A 19086-nucleotide genomic window follows, 5' to 3' on the forward strand; every position below is an offset into this window, starting at 1 on the left:
GTGGCATCAGCTCAACGCCAATGCCGCCGTTCTTGGTTATAAAATTCCTGCTTTTTTGAGATACCCAACGCTGTCATAGCACCCTCTGAAATAGATTGCTTCCTGCTGTATATCGCTGAGCCTGTTCCTAAGCTCCAAAACTTCTATCAGAGCCTTACACTCCTGCTCGGACAAATCGCTCGGCTTTTCCGTATCCAGAGCCTCCATCACTTTTGGATACTCCTTGTAAAGTTCCTCAATTCTTTCCTCTACAGAGCGGTATTCTGGATTTTCTTTGGGCAGCTTTGCGATAACGGAGCTTAGATATTCAGCAAAGATGTTGCTATGCACATCAACAAAGGTTTCAAATCTGAAATTATCAAGCACACCTTTCACCTCCGAAATTTACTAATCTACACCTATTATACTTCCCAGAAATCAGCAATACAAATATGCAAACCGCATTATCTCTCCCGACTTGCACATTTTCTTTCGGGCTGTTCTTCTGTCTGCTCTGGCTCGGTATCCATAACGGAAGTGTCTTTTTCATTCAGATTCAGCTCAATGTTAAGAGCGTTCAGCCGTTCCGTTTTTTCTTTCAGCTCATCTTCAAAAGCAAAAGGCTTCTTGATTTCCTCCTTTGCGGTTTCAAGCTGTGCGATAGTTTCCACCTTTTTAGTCTTAGCAGCTTCCAGTCTGGCAGGGAGCTTTGACAGTTCGTTTTCAATTCGGGTCAGATTGCCGAGGGCATCAGCACCTAAATCCACCTTATGCTTTGTCTTTCCACAAAGGTTCATACAGTAATGGGCGTTGACGGTGTCATAATAAATCTCCATTCGGAAACCTCGGTAGCTGCCGATTTCGGTAGGTGCGGACATCGGATAATCCTTGCAGATTGCAAGGAGCATTTCGCCTGAGTCTGCCTTTTCGGTGTAGGTCACACCTTTTAATGTCATCGGGCAGAACTTATCCTCTCCCTTCGGCTTGTGCTGCTCGGCAAGAGCTGTATCATTTTCATAGCCTGCAATGCGTTCCTCATACTCCTTAATGGTCTGGGGATAATACTTCAGCACTCTGTCCTCAAGGTCGTAATGCTCGGAAAGATAACTCTGCTTTAACACTCGGAGCTTGGATACCTGTATATCCAAATCCATCTTTTCCTTAAAACGGGCATCGCCTGTGGCGAGCATTTTAACCTCCGCAAAGGACAGGGCAACCTCGTCCACATCTTCGGCAGAACGGACAGGGCTTTTGCTCGTCATTATCTGGCTGATAAATTTCTGCTTGCTCTCCACCAACTGATAGAGGTAGGCATCAAAAGTCTGCTCGGTCACATAGCGGTAAACCTCCACCTCTGGAAACATATTACCCTGCCTTTCGATACGCCCCTGCCTTTGTTCAAGGTCGGAAGGACGCCACGGACAATCAAGGTTATGGATTGCTATGAGCCTGTCCTGCACATTCGTACCTGCTCCCATCTTCGGAGTAGAGCCGAACAGCACACGGACTTCTCCACTTCTGACCTTGCCGAACAACTCCTTTTTCTGTGCATCGGTGGTCGCTTCGTGAATAAAGCGTACCTGCTCCGCAGGGATACCACGGGCTATCAGCTTCTCCCTCATATCGTCATAAACATTGAAAGTACCGTCATTTTTCGGGGTGGACAGGTCGCAGAACACAAGCTGTGTCGCTTTGGTATCGGCGTGTTCCTCCCAGATACGGTACACATTATCCACGCAGGCATTGACTTTACTGTCTGGGTCATCTGGCAGCATCGGGTCAATCATTCTCTGGTCAAGAGCCAGTTTCCGCCCGTCATTGGTTATCTTGAGCATATTGTCGATGTTCGGTTCGACAAGCCTTGCCCTGACTTTCTCAGCTCGCTTCGCAAGGGAAGCTACCATCTCGGTCTGTATCTCGCTCGGCTTGGTCTTAATATTGTGATAATTGACCTTTGGCACGGGGAGCTTTAGCATATCGGCGGTCTGAATATCCGCCACCTCACGGAACATCTGCATCAGCTCTGGCAGGTTATAGAACTTGGCAAACCTCGTCTTGGCTCGGTAATTCGTGCCTTCGGGTGCTAATTCCAGAGCTGTAACCGTTTCTCCAAAGGTAGAAGCCCAACTATCAAAATGCTGCAAACCGTTCTGTGCAAGGGTGTCATACTGCAAGTACCTCTGAACGGAGTACAGCTCAACCATTGAATTGCTGACAGGCGTACCCGTTGCGAAAACCGTGCCACGGTTGCCCGTGATTTCGTCCAGATAGCGGCATTTCATAAAGAGGTCGCTTGATTTCTGGGCTTCGGTCTGGGCGATACCGCCTACATTTCGCATCTTGGTGTAGAGGTACAAATTCTTATAAAAATGGCTCTCATCAATGAAAAGCCTGTCAACGCCGAGCTGTTCAAAGTCGATAACCGTATCCTTACGCTTGGTGTCGTTGAGTTTTTCGAGCTTCGTCTTGATTGCCTTTCGGGTTTTCATTAGCTGTTTGACCGTGAACTGCTCACCTTTGGAAGCCTGCACATCGTCAATGCCACGCTCAATATCATCAAGCTGCTTTTCCAACTGCTCCCTCTGGCGTTCTATGCTCATCGGGATTTTTTCAAACTGCGAATGCCCAATAATGACTGCATCATAGTCGCCCGTGGCAATCCTGCCGCAGAACTTCTTGCGGTTTCCTGTTTCAAAATCCTGCTTTGTTGTAACAAGGATATTTGCACTCGGATAGAGCCGCAGATACTCAGAAGCCCACTGACCGACAAGATGATTCGGCACAACAAACATAGATTTCTGACATAAACCGAGCCGTTTGCTTTCCTGTGCGGCGGCTACCATTTCAAAGGTTTTGCCTGCTCCCACCTTATGGGCAAGGAGCGTATTGCCGCCATAAAGGATATGGGCGATGGCGTTGACTTGATGGGGTCTTAGTGTGATTTCTGGACTGATACCTCCGAAAGTGATATGGCTTCCGTCATACTCACGGGGTCGCACAGAGTTAAAAGTGTCGTTGTAATAACGGACAAGGCGGTTTCGCCGTTCTGGGTCTTTCCATATCCAATCCTGAAATGCCTGCTTGATGACTTCCTGCTTCGCCTGTGCCGCCGTAGTTTCCTTTGCATTGAACACCGCTTTTTTATTGCCGTGTTCATCATACACATAATCAAAGATACGGGTGTCACGCAGGTTTAAGGTGTCCTCAATAATACGATAGGCGGAAGCCCTTTTCGTACCATAGGTGCTGTCCGCCTTTACATTCCCCATATCGGAGCTTTTATTCTCTATGAACCAGTCTCCGTTTATCGGGGTGTATCGTACCTTTAATCTGCCTGCGGCATAGCTTGACGGAGTTAAAAGCTCCATCACAAACCGCTGTATATCTTCCTGCGGTATCCAAGTCGCACCCAGACGGACAGAGATTTCCGCCGCCGAGAGGTCTTTGGGAATGACCTTTTTCAAAGCTTCCACATTAACTGCAAGCTCTGGGTCATTCTTCGCAGCAAGCTCCGCAACCGTCAGCTTATTCGGACATTTCCCGACAGATACTCATCTGCGGCTACATAGGAAACAGGCTCGGAGTTCGGTACTTTGTAGATAACACCTTGTAAATCCTGCACAAGCTCAACCTGCGTTTTGCCTGTGAGCTGCTCCATATAAGGCAAATCAACACGGGCTTTCTCCCCGATAGAGAGGGCAAGGGCTTCACTTGCTGTTTCAACCGAAGTTACTTCTCGGTGGGGCTTGATAGTCCGCTTCGTGAACATATCTGCCTTCCGTTTGAAGTTGCCCTCATCATCAAGCACTTCCAGAGAACATAAAAGGAAGTAGCTCTCGTCTGAAGCAAAAGCAAGATAGTTTCCTCGGCTGTTGATTAGACCGTATTTTGCGGTATAGGCATCATACAGACGGTTGAGGTTTTCCTGCTCGGTGCGTATCATTTCCTCTGGGTAATCTTCGGTCTGATACTCTATGAGCTTACGCACACAGTCACGGATTTGGATAAGTCCCTTAATACGGTTTTCTGCGGTCATCGACACAGAAGCAGGGTGCATACGGTCATTCTCTCGGAAATAAACCCTGCCGTCCACCAGAGTAAAAGAGAAGTTACGCACATTCGGGTCAGCAGGAACGGAAAGCTCCTGCTCATCGGAGATTTCATCAACCCCATTATTAAGCTCTGGGATTTCGCCGTTTATCCTCTGCACTGCGTTGGACAGAAGCTCGGAAAGTGGTATATCCTTACGGGCTTTACAAACAGGCTCAAAAGTACCAAAGCGTGTGCTTTCCATCTTTATTTCGCCCAACACCATTTCGGGGTGTTCGACAAAATAGCTGTTCATTGTAACACCGTTTTCGTCCGTATCAAGGTGTACCCAGTCTGGCTCTATATCCATCACTCGGTCACGCTTTTGCAGGATAAGAATATCGCTCGTGACCTCCGTGCCTGCGTTTGCTTTAAAGGTGTTGTCTGGCAGACGGATAGCACCTAAAAGCTCGGCTCTCTGGGCAATATACTTGCGTACCTCTGGGCTTGCTTTATCCATCGTACCCTTTGAGGTAATGAACATCACAACGCCGCCGGCACGGACTTTATCCAGAGCCTTTGCGAAAAAGTAGTCGTGTATGAGAAATTTCTGAGCGTTGTAGCGGCTGTCATTGACCCTTATCTCCCCAAAAGGCACATTGCCGAGGACTACATCAAAATGGTCGTCTGGGAGATTCGTTTTTTCAAAGCCCTCAATAGCAATGTTCGCTTTTTGGTAGAGCTGCTTTGCAATCCTGCCTGTGAGAGAGTCGATTTCCACGCCGTGGAGCTTGCTGTTTTGCATACTTTCGGGAAGCAGACCAAAGAAATTGCCTGTACCGCAGGACGGCTCCAAGATATTGCCCTGTGAAAAGCCCAGGCGGTCAAGTGCGTCATACATCGCCTTGATAACAACAGGCGGCGTATAAAAAGCGGTCAGCGTTGACTCCATAGCGGCACGGTATTCCTCTGGGGATAGGCTGGCATATAGTTCCTTAAATTCCTCCGCCCACGCCGCATTGTGTTCATCAAATGCCATAGAAAGACCGCCCCAACCGACATACCGAGATAGGACTTCCTGTTCTTCGGGTGTGGCAAGGCGGTTTTCAATTTCAAGCTCGTGCAGCAGATTGATTGCCGCCATATTGTTACGGAACTTTTCTTTTGCCCCGCCGACACCGATGGCGTCATCGGTAATACGGAAATTATGACGGTCAGTAACAGGAACGGCAGGAGCTTCCGTTTTTTCTTCGGGCGGTAATTCGGTTTTTTCCTGTTCCAATAGCTTTTGGATATAGCCGATTTTCTCCACTCGGTTTATCGGAAAACCCACATTGTTCTGGAATGTGATGTCACGCAGGGATACATCGCCGCTGATTTTCCCGATGCTCTCAATGAGATATTCACGGTTATCTATGATGATTTCCCTGCCTATGAGGTCGTCTGTGGCTTGCTCCATATCAACGGCAGGAGTTTCTGAGCCATTCACTTTATCGGCATACGCCTGTGGTTTTTCTTCGGCTTCCTCGGCTGTCCTGTACCAATCATTTTCGGTAGCCATAATCTCATCAAGCAGCCTCTCGTCCTCTGGGGTCAGCTCGGTGTGCTGTTCCAAGAATGGGATAAACTCATCTCTGCCACGGAGCAGGCTTTCTCGGTCATCTCCATATAGCTGTTCGCCCTTTGGCGATAAGGCATAATCGTAAAAATTCTTAATGTGGGCAATTAAATCGCCCTCACCATCGCCAATATCAAACCGCCCTTCATAGTTAAATTCCTCGCCGCCGATAACAGCCTTGATAACAAAATCTGTCTTGTGATACCACCCGATATTTTTATCGCCCTCACGCTCACGGTGCTGTTTCTCGTCCAAAATACCAAGCAGCTTATTACCCAGAGCAAAGCTCAAATCCGTATAGCGGTCATTAAGCTGTCTGTCATAAAACGCAGGGTGTTCAGAAAAACCGATAGAAAACTGTATTCCGTCCTGCTTTTTCTCGGACGGCGTTTCTGTTCTCTGTTTCTCGGTTACGACCACCTTCAGATGGTCGTTTGCAGGATTTTCCGTTAGCTTTTCTTCAAAGTCGGCTCGGCTGTATTCCTGCCCCAAGATAGGGAACTCGGCATTTTGCAGATAGACCTTTTCCTCGGTAAGTGTTGCAATCTCATATTTATCCGCACCGATATACACCACATCGCCCTCATCGTAGAGGTAGCGGAGTGGGTGCAGCTCCCTTAATTCCTCGGTAAACTTCCACCCATTACTGCGGCTGAAAACTGAGGTCGTTTTCCATTGTACCTGTGCAAGAAAGTCTATGAGCTGTTGAACGGTTGAGGGGTCGGACAGGTGCTGTTCCATTTGCTCGGCGGTAACATCTGCAAGGTCGCTTCGTTCCACAACAGATAACAGGTCTTTTTCGTACCTGTCCAAGTCACGGATAAAGTCAGATAGCCGCAAAGCAAGGGTATCCCGTTTGTTGGCAGGCGGCAGGTCACGGTGGGCGTCGATAAAACGCTGCCTTGCTATTTTCCTCTGGGTGTCAACCTCATATTGGGGAGCTGACACGCTCTCAAGATAATCGGCATAATGGGCTTTTTCTTTCGGATTGAGATAGCGGTTATCCTTAATCAGCTCACGCAGACGCTTTTCAACCTCCGACCATTTCAACACAAGGTCGTGATTGGTATAAGTGCCGTTTCGGTCAATGGCAAGACCTTTGCTGTCATACCAAGAGTGACCGCTGAAACCATCGGGGAAGATGTGCGTACCGCCGCCCGTTTCATACTCTTTTTTAAGGAACTCAATATTTTTCTGTCTGTCCTCGCCCTTTTGGAATTGGCGGTAGATGCGGTATTTTCCGTCCGCAACGCCACTTCCTTTCTGAAGCACGGAGTCAATATCTTCTTTGGAAATAGCAAAAGCAGAGGCTTTTTCGTCCTCTGCTTCGGCTATCATTTCGATTTGTTCATCTACGGTTGGAAGATTGACCCTGACCTCATCATCCTTGGCAACGCTTACTTGTAAATCAGTTCGGTCAGTATTACTTCCTCCGCTTGGCTGCGGATGTTGTTCATCAGTCCGACCCACTGCATCGGTGCTTTCTCTTTCAGTTCCTCTGTCACGCCCTGCTCGGCTGATAGCTGCTTCGTCAGAAGCTCCAACCTCTGGAGTGCTGTCTGCTCTACCTCGTGCAGATGCCCGTTCAGCCTGCCCGATGTCAGCAGGTTGAGATAGGTCACTCGCTTGTGCTTCTCCAGATAATCCCTGTGCATCAAAGCGTACCTGCCAAGCGGAAGCTCTGGCTCTGTCGGTAATGTTAGGTCGGGAATAAGATAATCCCCCTGTCTGCTGTAAGTGATTTCGCTCATTGTATTCGCTCCTTTCGGGTTGTTGTCTGCCTTTATCATACTGAGCCTGCGTTCTTTGTGCAAAGGTGCGATTCTGGTCTTTTTCTGCCATTTGCACATTTCGGATAGACTGTGAGATTTCCCGTAACGCCATTTCCGCAATATCGCTCGTGGCAATGCCGATGGCGTTTATCGTTGCAGGGGTATTGAAATTTACAATATACGCAAAATCATCTCGGTCAAAAAACTCATTCGTATCCAGACCGCAGCGGCTGATCAGCATAAAAGCAACGCTGTTTGCTGCCAGCCGCCTGTAAATGACTTCTATATTAAAGTCGTCCAGTTCTTCCAAAAAGCTGTCTTTCGTGCAGTCCTTTAACTGAGAAAAATAGTCTTGCAGATTGTCCTCCACGGCGTTCTTTGCCGTTTCCATTAAGGCAGAAGCAAGGTCAGTGCTTTCCACATCTCCAAACCTGTCCGAGAGCCTTTCCATAACAGCCTGCTCGTATCGCTCATCCATCTGCCATATCGGAACAGGGCGGCTGCCATAATAGCCCTCGTGTGTGTCGGACACATCAAAATAGTATTTCAGCGTATTCCTGCGACCTTTCGGGTCAAATACGGCAATACCCTTGCTGTCCTTATTGACCCAACGCTTGAACTGCCTGTTCCAAGTTTCGAGCTTCGCAACGGCGACAGCATCGGGGCGTTGGGCGTATATTAAAAGCTGTTCGTCAAAACGGCATTTATAGTTGCGGCAGGCAGAGGACAGAAAGCCCTGCCACGCCTGCGGATTTTTTGCAACCGCAACGCCTGTACGCCGATACAGCTCTGTGATTAGCTGATACTTCGCAGCCATTCAACCTACACCTCCTTATCGTTTCTGTTTCAAATATTTCTGTTTACTCACTCCGCACCACCGCCAAGAAAAGAAATGACCTTGTTCGATTTAATGCTCTTTTGCAGGTCATTGATGAGGGTAATATCCGCAACCGTGATGCCCTGCATAGAAAGAATATCGTCCATAGTCATAGCGGCAATCGCTTTTTCATCGGTAAAGCCTGCTTCCAAGACCTTATTCAAGACCTTGACGGCTTTCTGATTAACAGCCATATTCTAAATCCTCCTTATCGTTCTAAATCCTTGTGCTTCGGTGTTTTCTGCGGCGTTTGTTCCGAAGGTTTCGGCTCATAGGTCGCCCCGTTTTTCTGCATACGCTCGGCAAACTCGCAGATGTGGTACAGATTGCTGCCGACTTCGGTATGGTATTCATCAATGAAGCGGCAGGGATACTCCCGTTTCTCTCCCCAAGAAGTCGTGACAATGACCTTTCCTCCGTCTGGGATACGGAACAGTTCTTTATATTGAGGGTCAATAAAGCGGATACCTTGTTCCGCTTTCTGGATATGCTTATCAAGCCATTCCTTCACATAGCAATAGCAGTAAAAATTATAGTCGCCTTTGGTGGGATTGCACCGAAGAAGAAAAGCGTGTTTCTCCGTATCTACACGAAAACCGTACTCCGTACAATAGTTGCCCTTAATAGCACTTTCGGGAAAATGCCTTGCAAACGCACTCATATCATAGCGGTTATGCAAAAGCTCTTTATCCTCCCGTAAAGCATTGATGACCGTATCAAGGTCTGCCTTAAATTCGTCAGATTTCCATTGGGGGCTGGTATCAAACCAAGTGGTGTAAAAGCCATAGCCCGTCGTGGCAAAGTCACCACGCAGATGCCCGATAGTGACTGTCTGCCCCTCAAGCTGCATACTCTGGGCATAGGTGTATTTCTGTTCTGTCGGGGTTAAAGGTCGTATATCCATATCAGCGTTCCTCCCGATTTCGTTGCTTTTTTTCTTTTTCCTGCTGCTTTATTTTCGCAAGGGCTTCCTTTGCCCAATCGGGCATACATTCGGGCTTGATTTCGCCAAGCACATCATACCTTTCCCATCTGGCTCTTTCGCCTGTGGCAAGACAAGTTCCGAACACCGCCTGACCTCTGCCGCCTGTTGCTCCGTGTCCGCCGTCTGCCAATATAAGCTGATAAGCGGGGTGCTGATATTCATATCGCTTCGGCTCGGAATTGATAACTACCACTTTACCCACGATGTTACGCATACCGTCATCGGGGATACAATGCTCTTTTGTAAACACGGTCTTATCAAATGGGAACTTGGATAATTCCTCTTTGGTGCGGTCAATCTGTGACTGCACTCGGTCAACAAAAATCTGCATTGCTTCCAGATAATCGTCCGAAGCAACACCCTCTGTCGGCCACGCTGCTGACAGAGGGTTGTGGTAGTCGCAATAGCAGACCTTAAAGGGATGCGGGTCTTTTGTATCAACACCGAACACGACCTCTTTATCTCCGATATAGATACTCTGGGTAATCTCGTAATTACCGAGCATTCTTTTTTCTTTACTCATTCGGCTGCTCCTTTCTTTCCTTTTTCTCTTTCTGCTCGTCTAAAATCTTGCGGATACAGACATCGCAGAAAATAACTGACCCATCCTTATATCGGGGATAAGGACAGGTCGTGCAGTCATATTTTATTTTATCGCTCACGGTCATCACCGTTTTTCTGCTTCTGGGCAGGTTGATTATAGGGCATACGGCACTCTGACTGGTATCGTTCATTCAGCTTTTGCCGTGCATCATCAAGCTCATTCGTGTAATAACCCCAGAAATAATTTGAGCCGCCCTTGCAGTACCAACACACATAAGGGTTGGGAGCGTTGGGATTGTGACCGATGACAAGCTCTGTACTCCCGATAGTACAGCTCTCAATGATTTCATAGTTTTGATTGGAGCGTTTTTCTTCGTCCATAAGCACCTCTCTATTCTTTGGCATAACGCCGATAGGCTTTCTCGCCCGTGGCTCTAATTTTTTGCACAGGGCGGCTCCCTGCAAGCTCTGGATACCCTGCCTGCAGCTTGCGGCGTGTCCTGCTGACGCTCTCAAAGCTCGGCAGACCGAGATATTTGTGCTGCGTCATTATCTCTGCAAGCGGCATTGCCCCTGCATCCTTCAGACAGACATTACAAAGTGCAAGATACAGCACCATATCGTCATTTCTGGCATCTTCATTCTTTTCCAAAACAGCCCTGACTTTCTTTTCAATGGTTTTAAGGTTTTTCATTGTTACCTCCATAAAGGAAAGGGCGGCATTTTTCAGCCGCCCAAACCACTTACTTATTCTTTCTGTTACGGATATTCAGCCATACCGCCGCACCCACAATGAACACGACAAGCACGATTGCGATAATGGTTTTTGCGTCCATCAATTAGTCCTCCTTTTTCTTCTTTCTGTTCTTATAGCCGACAAATCCGAGAACGCCCGCACCGACAACAGACAGAGCCGCAAGGCTTACCCATAAGCCCAGATTGAAGTCATCGCCTGTTTTCGGGGTATCCCTGAACTCATTGTGCATCTGCACGATAGTCGTAGCGTCCACCTTGACCGTTGCCTGTTTATCGGCAGGCAGGATATATCCTGCGGAAGCCTTGTCACTTACTTCGGATACGGTATAGTCGCCAATCCGCAAGCCCTCAATCACGATTTCTCCGTTCTTATCTGTCTTAAAGGTCTGGTCATAGTCCACGCCTGTCACACGGAAAGAGAAGCCCTCCACCTTACCATCAGAGGAAGTCTTTACGATTTTAAGAGAGCCTTTCTGTGCTGCATTGATAAAGCCCATACCCGCCTTATTTTCCACGGTGTAGGTCTTGCCGTTCTCTTCGATGGATATGGTATACACATTTTCATCAAGCACAAAGCCTGTCGGAGCTTTGGTTTCCTTTACCAGATATTTGCCGTAGCGGAGTTCGCTCATCTGGTATACGCCGCCGTCAAGTTCTTTCATTTCGCCAAGCAGCGTATCGTCCTTATCCAGTTTCCCATCGCCGTTTATATCGGAGTAAACCTCAAATACCGCACCAGACAGCTTGTTGTCGGGATAATCCTCATCAACCTTTGTCAAAGCGATATTGCCCTTAATGAAGTTGTTGACAAGTTCGATTTCCATAACTTCGTCCACCTTGCCGATAGTCACAGCGATTTCTTCCTCGGAGAGTACATATCCCTTCGGGCTTTCGATTTCACGGATTATCCAAGTTCCATACGGCACTTTGGCAAAAGAAAAACTACCATCATCTTTTGATGTGGTAGCTGCAATCGCATTTTCCTTTGTAAACTCGGTAGTTCCTGTCTTGAAGATACCGATAACTGCACCGCCCAGAGCCTTTCCGTCCTCATCAGATTTCTTACCGCTTACAGAGCCGTAAATAATGTCATTTGTGATAGCTTCGCCCTCGTTGGCTGTGATGTGGACGGTTGTGGTATCCTGTCCTGCATATTCAAAAATAACAGGGTATTTTGCATCGCTGACAATATATGCTGAATTGGTCGAGATTTCCTGCACATAATAGCTGCCCATCGGCAGGTCGCTGATTGCTTTCCCGTGACCGCTTTCATCAAGGGAAATGACCTCAATCAGACCGTCCGCAGGAATGGTCTTTCCGTCTGCGGCTGTGAGTTCCTTTGCGGCATACAAGCCAAAAGTCACATCAAAGATTTCCCCGTTCTTGCCAATGCCGTAGGCTTCATCAATGGCAAGGCTCTTGATAGGGTCGATTTCAACACGCTGTCTTTCATTATAGAAAGAAGTACCCGTTTCCGTTACATCAACATTCTGTCCTGCATACACAAGCTCAACAGAATGGACTTCCTCATTCAGCACCATTCCATACGGAGCTGTGATTTCCTTAACCTCATATCTTCCGAGATACAGTTCTTTGGATTTTGCTGTACCGTCCTTTCCTGTAGTAACGGTATCCACAACCTCGCCCTTGTTTGCTCTGACCGTTCCGTCCAAAGTGACAATATCCTCGGCTGCGGTAATCTCATAGACTGCACCCTCAAGACCGCTGACAGAGAAAATCGGCTGATACAATCCCTTATCGCCTGCCACGGAGCTGAATACCTCACCAGACTTTTCTACGGTAATTGTACCTTTCTGTGCCATATTGGAGCGTACTACCTCAATAACGGTAATGCCGCTTTCTTCCTCGGAGTTTTCCTGTACCACATCAAAATAAACAGGCTCGGAATTTAAGACATATCCATACGGGGCTTGCACTTCCACAAGGGAATAGCCTTTGCCGTATTCCAGCGTCTGCGGTGTGATAAGGTCGCCGTCTGCCGTAGTATAGAAGGTGTCAATGGTCGTCACTTCGGGATAAGTGAAAGTCATAGTCACAAGGTTTCCATTCGGGTCGTAAATCTGGAAGCCTGCACCTGCATACGGGATTGTATTGCCTGTTTCCGCATCTTTCTTTACAATTTTGATATAGCTCTCAAAGTTAGCGTTGTTGATAAGGTAGCGGTAAGTCTGACCGTCCTTGCTGATAAACACATCAAAGTCTTTCATCAGCTCACGCCCCTCCCAACCAGAGGTCTGACGGACGGTATAAATGCCATACGGCATATCCTTTGTCTGGGCAAAGCCATTCTCGTCACAGGTCAGCACATCACGCTCGGTTTCCTTTGCATTTTCATAGCTGCCTGCGGATTTGAGGAACACTTCAAATACCGCACCTTCTTCGGGTGTTTCAATCTGGGTTTCCCCGTTATCCGTATGCTTGATGATTGCGATATTGCCTTTGATGACCTGTTCATTCACAGCGTTTGAGGTACTGTTCAGCTCTACCGTGTAAAGCTCTGGTTCTGCACCTACCTTGTGGATTGCGGTATCCAGAAGATACCCCTCGGACGGACTGATTTCTCGGACAGTCCAATCATTGTCACAGATATAATACTTGGTCGTAAACTGACCGTTTTCATCAGTCGTGTAGGTGTCAATCAGTTCCTCACCCTTATAGATGCCGTAAACCGCACCTGCAAGGGAAGCATCGCCCTGCGGAGAACCTGTTTCTGCATCGGTCTTTGTCACAGTCACTTGGAATTTCTTCAATACATTATCAAAGCTGCGTTTTGTGACCTTGTTCCATTCAATCGGAGCTGTCTGAGAAGCGGGAACGACATAGCGGACTGCGGTATCCACTTCCTCAACTACATACGGGGTATCGCCGCTGATAAGGACATTTTCAAACTTAGCCAGACCGTTTTTATCAGTCACGGCATACTCGTCAACAGGCAAGCCGCTTAAAGATGTGCCGTAAAGGTGGAATTTCATTCCCTCCACCAGATTGTCCTCGGAAGTCTTGACGATTTCCAGACTGCCACGCTTCAAAGTGTTGCTGAAGGTCACAGTAGAGGTTTTTCCTCCAATAAGGGTGACGGTCTGGGTTTTCTGCGGCTCATAACGGTCAATGGACTGTTCTGTGACCGTATAAGTGCCAGGGAATAATCCCTCCACGGAGACAGACCCGTCCTTTCCTGTCTTAACTGTTTTGTTGAAGTTATCGCCTTTGATTGTAAAAGAGATGCCCTCCACAACTCCGTCCTCCGAAGTCTTTTTGAGGGCAATCGTGCCTGTCGGCGTTTCGATATTGATATATGCAAACACGGTATCAGCATTCTCCACACCTGTTACCAAGTCCTGCAAGTTCGGGTCGCCATAGGCAATGAGCTTTGCACTGCTGCTGACCGTCGGCACATTGTTCCTCTTTGCCGTAATGCGGACAGAACCGCTGATAGCTACGGTAGAGCTGATTGTCAGCTTATTTCCAGACTTCGATACACTCACATTGCTGTCAGAGCTTGAAAAGCTGTAATCAGAAAGGACGCCGTTGCTGTCTGTCAATGTGATGCTATACTTTCCGTCCTTGTAGGCAAGCTCCTTTGTGATGTCATTCTTACCACCCGACATAAAGCTCGGAATGGTGTTATGCTCACGCAGCATCGCAACAATCTGGTCATACACTGCCCTTGCTCCGCTGTTGGCATAATTTGAACCGAAGTGCAGGCTGTAAACGGTGGTGCTTGTCTGGTTATATGAGCCTGTGGCTTCACGGTAGCCTGTGACAAACTCCCATACGAGGGTCTGCGTGGCAAGCCATTTTTCATCATCACTTCCCGACAGATTATTTCGGTTGCCCTGATACCCATAGAGCAGGGCAAGCCCAACCACCTTTTTCTGATTGGCTGAAAGGGCGTTCCAAGTATCAGAGGAAGCCTTTTTCAAGGTGTTTCCTGTTTTCAGCGGTACTCCCGGCTGAATACAAAACGCATTCTCACCGTCCACAAACATACGGTACTTGTAATTTCCCGTTCCGCCTGCGGTATAACCGCCGATATTCGCACTGGAATTGTACCTCATCGCATTACCGTTGCTGTCATAGGTGTGGGAAAAGGAAATCGTCCCGATGTCACCCGCAGCAAACGCCGTCGCAGGCATTATGGATAATGCCGTGACCGCAGCCATTACAAAAGCCGCAGCCTTTTTGAATAATTTAGGGATTTTCATAGTTACCTCCTGTAATTTGGATTGAATATTTTACCTTACTGACCGAAAAAAGCTGCCCGTTATGGACAGCTTAAAGTATTTCTTTTCTCGGATAGTTACTGGCAGTAGTTAGGGGGTGAGGTGTGGAGAGGGGGAAACCAAAATAATGGCTATCCACTCAAATGGGCAGACCTCGCCCTCGGTGTGTGGCTATCTCTCGTGAGCCTTGTTCCGTTGCAAGTGTCGGTTATAAAACTCCAACGCTTTGACAACAAAATCCGTTTCCTGTCCTCTGGGAACAGTCTTGGGAATGAGCTTGGTTATCCTCTCGTCACGGAAAGCGGGTTTTTCCTTCTGGTTGGGCTTTTCTTCCTCCATAATGGACTGGATAACCTCGGAAGCGAGCTTGCCGTCTTGGTTAAACTTCTTCATTTTGATAGCCTGTGCCAATGACGGGGTAGCATCGTTGTACTCCATTGCTTCAAGCAAGGTGTATTGCTGTTCCTCGGTCAGATAGGAAATTTCAACCGCAGGACGGAAAGCAATCTGCCGTTCATCTACCATTTGCAGGATTTCGGGAACAAGCTCTGTTAAACGGATATACCTCTGGATTTGATTGCGGCTTTCTCCAACCTTTTCTGCAAGTTCAGCATCACTCCTCAACTTTGTCCCCATTGGGGACGAAGTTAAATCACTTCTTTCACCTTGTCGTTTCATAGCTTCCAACCGCATTTTATAAGCAAAGGCTTTTTCGCTTGGTAAAATAACAGAGCGTTGGAGATTACTTTCCACCATAACAATAATGGCTTCGTCACGGGTAAGCTCTTTAACCTCGCATTTCAGCGTTTCAAGCCCCGCAAGTTCACAAGCCTTTTTCCGCCTGTGACCACTGATAAGCTCATACCGTCCGTCCTCTTTTAAGCGAACTGTCGCAGGGGTCATTACACCGTTTCGCTTGATACTCTCAACAAGCTGTTCCATATCCTCGTCCATTAAAACCTTGAACGGGTGGTCTGGAAACTCGTCAATCTCCGATATGGGAATATCCCTTATCTTAGAGAGCTTTGCTTCCTCACGGCTTTCGTCCGTCTGAAAAAGGTCATCGTATGCGGTCAGCTCGATTTTGGTTTCTCTGCTTCTCGCCAATCTCTGCCACCTCCTTTCCTAACTGCTCATAGGCTGCGGCAACCTTGCCGCTTTTGTCGTAGGCAAAAATACTTTTGCCTTCTGCGGTAGCTTCCACCGCACGGATAGAATGTGGTATTTCGGTATCAAATACCTTGATTTTCTGACCGTATGCACTTTTAACTGTTGCCGTAATCTCCTTAGAAATGTTGGTACGGGGCATTACCATAGTCATTAAGATACCGTCTATCCGCAGCTTTGGGTTGATTTGCCGCTTGACCATTGATACGGAGCGAAGCAAAAGCTCCAGACCTTTAGCCGAGAGATAGTGGGGCTGTGTCGGGATAATTACACTGTCAGCCGCCGCCAGAGCATTGATGGTTATCATACCTAAACTCGGCATACAATCAATAAGCACATAGTCGTAATTCTTTTTAACCTCATTGACATAGGTTTTCAGCACACGCTCACGGCTCATTGCATTGATTAGCCTTACCTCAAAGCCCGACATCTCAATGTTTGACGGAAGCAGGTCAACGCCCTCGCCATGGTGAATAATACCCTGTGAAACATCAAGCGTTTTATCGTCTATGATGTTCTGCATCACAGTAGAAAGCGTTATGGGAATATCGTCTGGTCTGTTGTAGCCCAAAGCCATCGTGAGATTTGCCTGTGCATCGGCATCAATCAGCAGGACTTTTTTACCCTGTTGCACCAGACTTACACCCAGATTGACTGCTGTGGTTGTTTTTCCGACACCGCCTTTCTGGTTAGTCAGAGCAATCACTTTGCAATTTGACATAGATGCGTCCTCCTTTCGCATAGATTTAGCCACTTTGTCAAGGTGGCTATGTAAACAGTACCAGAGAACGCAAAAAAGCCGCCTATTCTTAAAATCAATAAGAATAAGCGGCTTTGTAATTTGCCTTAGACATATTCAATTTTCATTCTCTTGGTCGGTGCATTTATGACCTTAAAAATAAGCTCGTCAATGCAGTCTGTATATCTGCCTTGCTGAATGAGCTGGTTTTTCAACTCTACAAGACTATGTATTAAAAGTTTTCTTTCGTGGCTATCTAAATACAGATGATTGGTTTTATCTTTCATTGTCACAACCTCCTTGTACCTATATTATATAGTGGAGTAGAGATAAGCTCCAATGTGTAATAGGCTTGTCCTATGCTACATCGGGAATAGCGGCGTAGATGTTGATTGAGCGTACATCTCCACACTGTATGCTCATAAAAGTCAACTTGGTTGTTTTCTCCATACCTCAACACCTTGTCCGTGGTTTTTAAGGTATGTAACAAAAATCCGTCAAAATGGGGATTTTCAGCCGATTTATCTATGTGGTACAATTCCGATACTTCTCTGGGCGATGGCTTCGGAATTGTTCCACTCCACCGCTACTTTTCATTTTGTGCTTTGTGGTTGAATGCAACCCAACTAATTGCAGTTTTTTGCAATTCTTCTAACAGTTCAAGATGTTTGCTGTAATTAATATTGTTAAGACATCTACGTTTTTCTGTAAGCTTTATTACATTGCTCGCTTTTCCTTCCATCCCAGTTTCTCGTTCAGTTCCAACAATGACCTGCCCCTCGTCAGACAAAAATAATTCTAATGATTTGAATATGCTCCCTAAGTTTTCGGCATCTTGACCTTGCTGATTAGGAGTGTCAACCACATAAAAATTGAAAGGGCTATTTGTTCTATATAAATTATATAGATACAGCGCCGACTGATACATATAAACTAATCGTGGAGTTTCGCTTCCAGTACGGTCTATTATTTGCACAAAATCCCTTAGTTTGATGAATGTTTTAGGAAGATTTATCGCATCTGCTAAGGTGCGGCAATATCCTTCTATATCTTCTCTTATATCTTTAGAACGCTCTTTGGATTTCTTTTCGTTTATTTTCTCATCAATTATTGCTATTTTAGAAACATATGAATCTATTTCTCCTTGTAGAACTTCCAATTGCCTCTTGCAGGATTCATATATCTCATACTGTCCCTTGTTTTTATAAAAAGAAGAATAGGATAAAAGTTCTTGAGAATTTCGAACTTTTTGTTCAATAGACTGGATTTCTAAAGAGACACCGTTATATTTCTCCTTAAGTTCTTTTAATTCTTCTGTAGCAATAGATATGCTATTTCTCAGTTCTGTAATAAGCTTTTCACAATGAGCATAATCTGAAGTTATATTTAATTGTTCCCCTAATCCGTTTGAATAAATAGTACCACAAATTGGGCAGACCAACTCATCTTCTTGAGTCATTGCAAATTCAATGTCCTTTTTTGTTTCTATGAGGTTGTGTTCCACAACGTGCAATTTGTGTTGATTGACATATATATCATTTTCCAAAACTGTCATCTCTGCATTATAAGAAAATTGCATTTTCCTTAATTCTTCCGCCTTAGCAAGCAAAGATTCAATATCTGTTGTGACCTCTTCAACGGATTCAATATTCTCAATTTGCGTTAGTGTAGATGTGATACGGGAGACAAAGCTTTGATTATAATTCAATTCTTTTTTCTTATCATCTTTTTCAAGTATATGTTCTGCTTTTTGTGCTTGAAGTTCATAATACGTATCATCAAGGTAACCGCATACATATTTATTTGTATTTGGTTTCCAATCTTTAATATACGCAACATTACTGAAAGAATCAGCTATTCTGCTCCATCCTTCATCTTGGTCAATATATTGAAATCTAAAGAGTAATGGCGGTGTTACATTGAATTGCTTACCATCTTTTGAAATGCAGGGCATTTTGATTTCTAAAATATCCATTAAACAGTTACTATATTCGTGAAAAGCTTCCGTTTCAATAATGCAAGAATAGGAATCCTCATTATTCTCAAAAATCTGAAATTTTTTGCCTTGGCGAACAACACAAAACTGCTTTTCCCCATATTTAAAGAACAACAAATAAGCGGAAATTAGTTTTTTCCAATCAGTTTCAATTCTTTTGCATTCACATCCCAAAGTAGTAAATATACTTTTGATAATTGAAGATTTACCTGTTTTATTTCCTCCCAAAATAATATTAAGCCCATTTTCAAAAGGAACCTCTAACGACCGAGACTCACTTTGACTGATTACTATCAGTTTTTTTATCGTTAGCCTTTTCATTATCTTTTTCCTCCTGCTGTTTTCGTAAATTTCTAATTAAAATTTTGTACTTTTGCTCTT

Annotated in this window: 12 protein-coding genes and 2 pseudogenes; all 14 read right to left on the reverse strand. The window is 46.0% G+C overall.

All coding sequences use genetic code 11. The features are described from left to right. Nucleotides 1-36: 36 nt before the first annotated feature. Nucleotides 37-366 carry a DUF6664 family protein gene (locus ACLM7Z_RS00005; RefSeq protein WP_435645428.1) on the reverse strand — a complete coding sequence of 110 codons (330 nt, stop codon included), beginning with the start codon at nt 364-366 and terminating at the stop codon, nt 37-39. 77 nt (nt 367-443) lie between these two features. Next, a pseudogene (locus ACLM7Z_RS00010) lies at nt 444-5215 on the reverse strand (N-6 DNA methylase); the annotation flags it as partial. Between the two features lie 543 nt (nt 5216-5758). Further along, nucleotides 5759-6964, reverse strand: a pseudogene (locus ACLM7Z_RS00015) (LPD25 domain-containing protein); the annotation flags it as partial. A 59-nt stretch (nt 6965-7023) separates the two neighbouring features. Continuing rightward, nucleotides 7024-7476, reverse strand: coding sequence for a TnpV protein (locus tag ACLM7Z_RS00020; RefSeq protein WP_435645429.1), 453 nt, complete (start codon nt 7474-7476; stop codon nt 7024-7026). A 786-nt stretch (nt 7477-8262) separates the two neighbouring features. Next, nucleotides 8263-8469 (reverse strand): hypothetical protein, encoded by a 207-nt coding sequence (locus ACLM7Z_RS00025; RefSeq protein WP_006857236.1) that lies wholly within the window; start codon nt 8467-8469, stop codon nt 8263-8265. A gap of 14 nt (nt 8470-8483) precedes the next feature. After that, nucleotides 8484-9179 carry a hypothetical protein gene (locus tag ACLM7Z_RS00030; protein ID WP_435645430.1) on the reverse strand — a complete coding sequence of 232 codons (696 nt, stop codon included), beginning with the start codon at nt 9177-9179 and terminating at the stop codon, nt 8484-8486. 1 nt (nt 9180) lies between these two features. Then, nucleotides 9181-9783: a hypothetical protein gene (locus tag ACLM7Z_RS00035; RefSeq protein WP_435645431.1), complete on the reverse strand. Its 603-nt coding sequence runs from the start codon at nt 9781-9783 to the stop codon at nt 9181-9183. 128 nt (nt 9784-9911) lie between these two features. Then, complete coding sequence (locus ACLM7Z_RS00040) at nt 9912-10184, reverse strand: hypothetical protein (protein ID WP_015522620.1); 273 nt, start codon at nt 10182-10184, stop codon at nt 9912-9914. Between the two features lie 10 nt (nt 10185-10194). Next, complete coding sequence (locus ACLM7Z_RS00045) at nt 10195-10497, reverse strand: hypothetical protein (RefSeq protein ID WP_435645432.1); 303 nt, start codon at nt 10495-10497, stop codon at nt 10195-10197. A 145-nt stretch (nt 10498-10642) separates the two neighbouring features. Next, complete coding sequence (locus tag ACLM7Z_RS00050; protein ID WP_435645433.1) at nt 10643-14785, reverse strand: SpaA isopeptide-forming pilin-related protein; 4143 nt, start codon at nt 14783-14785, stop codon at nt 10643-10645. Between the two features lie 189 nt (nt 14786-14974). Continuing rightward, complete coding sequence (locus ACLM7Z_RS00055) at nt 14975-15910, reverse strand: ParB/RepB/Spo0J family partition protein (RefSeq protein ID WP_435645434.1); 936 nt, start codon at nt 15908-15910, stop codon at nt 14975-14977. Continuing rightward, the gene (locus ACLM7Z_RS00060) at nt 15864-16691 is read right to left on the reverse strand and encodes a ParA family protein (protein ID WP_435645435.1); all 828 of its coding nucleotides are present in this window, start codon (nt 16689-16691) and stop codon (nt 15864-15866) included. The genes ACLM7Z_RS00055 and ACLM7Z_RS00060 overlap by 47 nt, the downstream gene beginning before the upstream one ends. A 125-nt stretch (nt 16692-16816) precedes the next feature. Then, a complete protein-coding gene (locus ACLM7Z_RS00065) occupies nt 16817-16996 on the reverse strand; it encodes a hypothetical protein (protein WP_435645436.1) in 180 nt (59 codons plus the stop codon). Nucleotides 16997-17295: 299 nt separating this feature from the next. Then, the gene (locus ACLM7Z_RS00070) at nt 17296-19026 is read right to left on the reverse strand and encodes a hypothetical protein (protein ID WP_435645437.1); all 1731 of its coding nucleotides are present in this window, start codon (nt 19024-19026) and stop codon (nt 17296-17298) included. Nucleotides 19027-19086: the final 60 nt, after the last annotated feature.

The organism is Butyricicoccus porcorum, from assembly GCF_051246315.1.
Classification (GTDB): domain Bacteria; phylum Bacillota; class Clostridia; order Oscillospirales; family Butyricicoccaceae; genus Butyricicoccus_A; species Butyricicoccus_A porcorum.